Consider the following 4667-nt stretch of genomic DNA (forward strand, 5'->3'; position numbering starts at 1 on the left):
CAGGTTACCTATCGCCAGCAGAATTTACACAGCGATACTATGCAAATCAACTCGCAGCTTAATCATATGGACTCCATATTTGACAACACATATCACCCTGTCCTCTGAGTTGATCTTGGTTGCACTGAAACTTTCAGCGTATCGATAAATCGTTAGTAATCCCAGTTCGCCACCTAGTGCAATGGGGCGAATGACATTTGCCATAGGATTGTTATCGATCGGCAGGTGCCCGCTTTCTGCGTAGCGAATCAGGCTCGGCCAGCGTTTGAGGGTATAGTCCAAGGCTTTGGCAAAGCCGCCATCATTTGTGGTTAAGTGTAATGTTAATAGGTTTTTTTCGACACATGCGCACAATCTCAAAATTTAAAGGTCAGCAACGACTAATCTTTCTTTTCTCGCATCGATTACCTTAGTCTCTGGCATTAGCGCATTAGCGACCAATTTACGGTAGCTGGAATACCTCAGGCTCTGATCCCCATTGTTTTAAGATTAACGAATATAAGAAACCAGTAACGGTATCAAGATCGCACCCAAAATACCATGCATCCCCATTGCTAGACTGGCGTAGACACCAGCTTCTGGATGTACAGCAAAAGCTCTGGAAGTGCCAATGCCATGTGCCGCTACGCCCATCGCAAATCCTCTTTGCCACCAGGCTCTCATGCCAAGCAGATTCAAAATTGAACTACCCAATATTGCTCCCAGGATACCTGTCACGATGGCAAACACAGCGGTCAAGGTAGGCGAGACGCCTACACGCTCGGCAATGCCCATCGCTATGGGTGCGGTCACTGATTTGGGATAAAAAGCACCGATTATGGCAGTATCCGCACCCAGGAAGGTGGAGATGCCTACTGCACTGGCGATAGAAACGGCCCCACCACACAACAACGCGATGGTTAAAGGAATCAAGCGCGTTTTCAAAATGGCGAAACTCCTGTAAATGGGTACAGCGAGTGCCACGGTTGCCGTGCCCAGTAAGAAATGCACAAATTGCGCGCCTTCAAAATAGCGTTGATAAGGCATACCTACCAGATAAAGCGCTATGGCAACTAAAACCACTGCGATGGCAACAGGATTCGCTAATGGATTTTTATTTGCTTTCTCATAAAACAGGATACCAGCTTGATACGCTGTCAGTGTAATAATCAAGGCAAATAAGGGACTGCCAGAAAGATACACCCAGATTTCTGCAATTTGCAGTTGGTCAGGATTCATTAGAGTTCTTCCTGGCAATGAGCCGCAAAATAACCGCTGTCGTAACGATGGTTAACACAACGCTCATAATTAATGCGATGATCACTGCGAAAGCATGCGCTTTTAATTGCGGTAAAAACAAAATGACGCCCACCGCTGCTGGTATGAATAAAACGCCCAGATGCTGACTAAAAGCATCAGAAACTGTTGCAAGCGAAGGGTTCACCTGTCCTTTAATGATTAAGAACATCAGCAGAAAGATAAGGCCCAACACAGGACCAGGCAAGATAGGGATGAGGAAGTAAGAAATCAATTCACCTAAACCTTGCCATAACAGAATTTGCACTAAACCAGAAATCATGACGTCATTCTAATAAATCGTAAGCTAAGACGCCGGTTTACGTGCTTTATTTAACCTTTTCTCCACCTTTAGGTCCCCAGAAAACAACCCAGGTAGAAAAATCAGGGGAAAAATTCTCAAACCGATGTTCTACATGGGCCGGAACAAAAAAGACCGTGCCTGCTTCGAATGGATGGCGTTCACCCGCCACAACAAACTCACCATGTCCTGAATGAATAAAATAGAGCTCGTCTTGATCGTGCGGCGTTTGTATATCTGTGCCACGAGGAGCATATAGCTCGACAGACATGGAACCATGCGCAAACGCTAGCGCAAATGGCTCCCCCATTGACCATTCCCCGGTTACTTTACCCGGTATTCGTTTCAAAAGATCAGATACAGTTGCTTTCATAGATGGAGGCTAAAGTTAAACATAAATTAATGATAAGAATAATCCAAGTGATTTCAGTATTGTAATTCTTTCAAATCAGACATATAGCTACTTCTTAACAACAGCTAACTCTGCTCGAATCCGATGCAGTTTGGCATCATCCGGCAAGACAGATTCAGCCCTTTGCAAATACAGTCTAGCCTCATTTAGCCTACCATCGGCTCTTGCTTTGGTTATAAACTGAACATAGTGGTCAACGATTTTCTGTAGCCCGGAATGCGCTTCTCTATTGTTCGGATCGATGGCAAGCACCATCTGGTAGTATTTATAAGCATTGTCACTTTGCGGCGTGGTGAAACGCACGGCTTTCATGGCTTTTTCAGCAGCCGCCAGGTATGCTTTGATCGAATCCCCATTGAGGGTTTTTTCTGGCAAATTCTGGCTCGCAGGTTGAGGAAGTAATGACTCAATCACCGTCTGTTGTTGATTTACGTCAGATTCCGGCTCAGTTGCAACATCATCCTGCGGCTCGGCTTCGGGAACCGATATACTTGCTGCTGGGGAAGACGTATTTTCTGGTATCTGGCCTTTTTCTGGCTGACTTGCTGGATTACTGGTCAAGGCGACGGCTTGATCCTCTGGTGACTCTGGTGCGACGCTGGTTTGATCGCTATGATGCTCGATTGGAGGTTGCGCGGCTATATTTAACTGCTCCTCAAATGATTCTGAAGCTTTTTTACTGAACCATAAACCAGCAACAATCGTTGCGATTATTCCAATCAGGACACCCATCCCTATGAAACGCTTGGCTCCCGCACTACTCTCGGTATCATCCACGGCTTTTTGCTGGGTAGTAGCAGGCTTGCTTTGGCCCTCGGTATGCGTTGATTTGAGCAGCGTTAAAATCTCTGCCGCCGTTTGCGGTCGATCGTTATAGTCAGGCCGTAGCATCCAATTAATCGCTTGCAGCAATTCCGCGCTATAAGTAATGTCTGCAGAACCAGAGAGTAAAACCATCGGATCAGGTTCACCTTTGCTTAAAACCATTATCCGATTCTGAGCATCAGCTGGTGGGGTATGCGTCATACAATGATATAGGGTTGCGCCCAACGCATAAAAATCAGTTGCAGGTCCAGGCACATCAGCTTGCTCATATTGCTCTGCAGGCGCATAGCCGGCGGCTAATTCGCTGGTAAGGTTAGGAGTGCGCGCGGCAATAGCCAAGCGTGCGGCTGAGAAATGGGTCAGCAGCGGCTCACCCTTCTTGCCCAGAAAAATTGCTGCTGGCTGGATGCCGCTATGCACAATTTTGCACTCATGGACTTTCTGCAGCGCATTCAGAATCGATACCAGAATGAATTTTAATTCTGTTTCAGCAATTGTTGTGGCAGACTGTACTAAACTGGCAAGTGACACGCCTTCCTGCTGAGCCATAATCGTGTAAGCTGTCCCATTGAGCTGCAAAATAATCTCAACAGCGGCAACATTGGGATGTTCGATTTGCGTGAGAATCTCGGCTTGATTCAAAAAAACCTTTAACCCGTATTCAAAATTTTCTTTATCATTTGGAGACTTAGGTTCGACACCAAAACCATTGCTTGCACGAATGGCGAAATCATGGGGGAAATACTCGTGTATTTCTACTTGCTCCTTAAGATGACGATTCCAGCCGCGATAGATGATCTCAAACGCGCCAATTTTTAAGGTATCTTTAATTTCAAAAACACCGATTTCGGTACCTTCAGGCAGAATCTGATCGTGTATATATGCCATGGTTTTTATATCTCTTTCTCTAATCTTGTTCAATGGAACTGCTAAAAATTACTGCGGCAGGCCCTTTACAATGTTGTTTGGCGCTCGTTTCCTCGCCTCTATTTGATATATAGCTACGCTAAAATGTATTTTGCTAAAAGAAGTTTTAGTGAAAGTCGCTACACCCGTTTTCTCGTCTCTGCGCACCTTGCATCTGATCGTTCTCGCAACATTTTCGGCAGCCTGTTAGGTCGTAGATTTAAATAGATTGATTTTCTTTAATGAGTTATCTGATTAGATAACCTATCTGACCCATTCGTATTAGACTTGTTCTCGGAAACTAATAAGAGCAGATTTGATTGAAATTTCATTTACTCAAGTATTTCTTTCAAGAATATTTGTGGCTAATCAAAAACAAGATTAACAGGTAATCTTATTTTTCAGATAATAGAGCTTTTCTTATAAATTATCACCCAATTAATCGGGATGTATTCCAAAATACCAAGTAATTTGCATCTTTTTTCAAGTTCTAGAAATTACCCTCCATATTTAAGCAAACCCCGTTTTGATCATTCAGCAATGTGCTTTGCGGCTACCTATCAAACAGGCGACTATGCGATCAAACAGATTACAGATAAATTTGAGTTGCATTATGCTATTGGCGGCGCCTAAGGTTGGGGTGTCTCTTGGGTTTAGTCAGGTTTTTGATTTTTACTTACATTTTTGGAATCCAATCCTGTCGACCCGGAATGATATTATCGCTTTATTACATGCAATTTTGCATGTATAATTTTTTTGCTTAATAAACATGCATATGTATATACGATATGTGACTAAATAGAACTATAAAAAACAATTACCCACACTTGCTAGATCACTGGTTAGCTATTTAACGTGAGTTCGACATAAGAATCACAACCCTACAAGTGGAAGAGCTTGAGTGAATCTGATATTAAGTGAAGGTTTCTTCTCGCGGAACGTGTAAGC

Annotated in this window: 4 protein-coding genes and 1 pseudogene; all 5 read right to left on the reverse strand. The window is 43.8% G+C overall.

Going from position 1 to position 4667, the window contains the following annotated elements:
* Positions 1–171: 171 nt before the first annotated feature.
* A pseudogene (locus BLV54_RS14450) lies at positions 172–306 on the reverse strand (transposase); the annotation flags it as partial.
* A gap of 183 nt (positions 307–489) precedes the next feature.
* A complete protein-coding gene (locus BLV54_RS14455; RefSeq protein WP_090572307.1) occupies positions 490–1218 on the reverse strand; it encodes an LrgB family protein in 729 nt (242 codons plus the stop codon).
* Positions 1208–1558 (reverse strand): CidA/LrgA family protein, encoded by a 351-nt coding sequence (locus tag BLV54_RS14460; protein WP_090572308.1) that lies wholly within the window; start codon positions 1556–1558, stop codon positions 1208–1210. The genes BLV54_RS14455 and BLV54_RS14460 overlap by 11 nt, the downstream gene beginning before the upstream one ends.
* A 46-nt stretch (positions 1559–1604) precedes the next feature.
* Positions 1605–1949: a cupin domain-containing protein gene (locus tag BLV54_RS14465; protein WP_090572309.1), complete on the reverse strand. Its 345-nt coding sequence runs from the start codon at positions 1947–1949 to the stop codon at positions 1605–1607.
* Positions 1950–2036: 87 nt separating this feature from the next.
* Positions 2037–3701, reverse strand: coding sequence for a protein kinase domain-containing protein (locus tag BLV54_RS14470; protein ID WP_090572310.1), 1665 nt, complete (start codon positions 3699–3701; stop codon positions 2037–2039).
* Positions 3702–4667 lie beyond the last annotated feature (966 nt).

Origin of the sequence: Nitrosomonas sp. Nm33, assembly GCF_900107265.1 — a bacterium.
GTDB lineage: Bacteria > Pseudomonadota > Gammaproteobacteria > Burkholderiales > Nitrosomonadaceae > Nitrosomonas.

Excerpts from the sequence above, each read along its gene's own strand:
- BLV54_RS14470 (WP_090572310.1), bottom strand. The coding sequence starts at position 3,701 with ATGGCATATATACACGATCAGATTCTGCCTGAAGGTACCGAAATCGGT.
- BLV54_RS14455 (WP_090572307.1), bottom strand. The coding sequence starts at position 1,218 with ATGAATCCTGACCAACTGCAAATTGCAGAAATCTGGGTGTATCTTTCT.
- BLV54_RS14465 (WP_090572309.1), bottom strand. The coding sequence starts at position 1,949 with ATGAAAGCAACTGTATCTGATCTTTTGAAACGAATACCGGGTAAAGTA.
- BLV54_RS14460 (WP_090572308.1), bottom strand. The coding sequence starts at position 1,558 with ATGATTTCTGGTTTAGTGCAAATTCTGTTATGGCAAGGTTTAGGTGAA.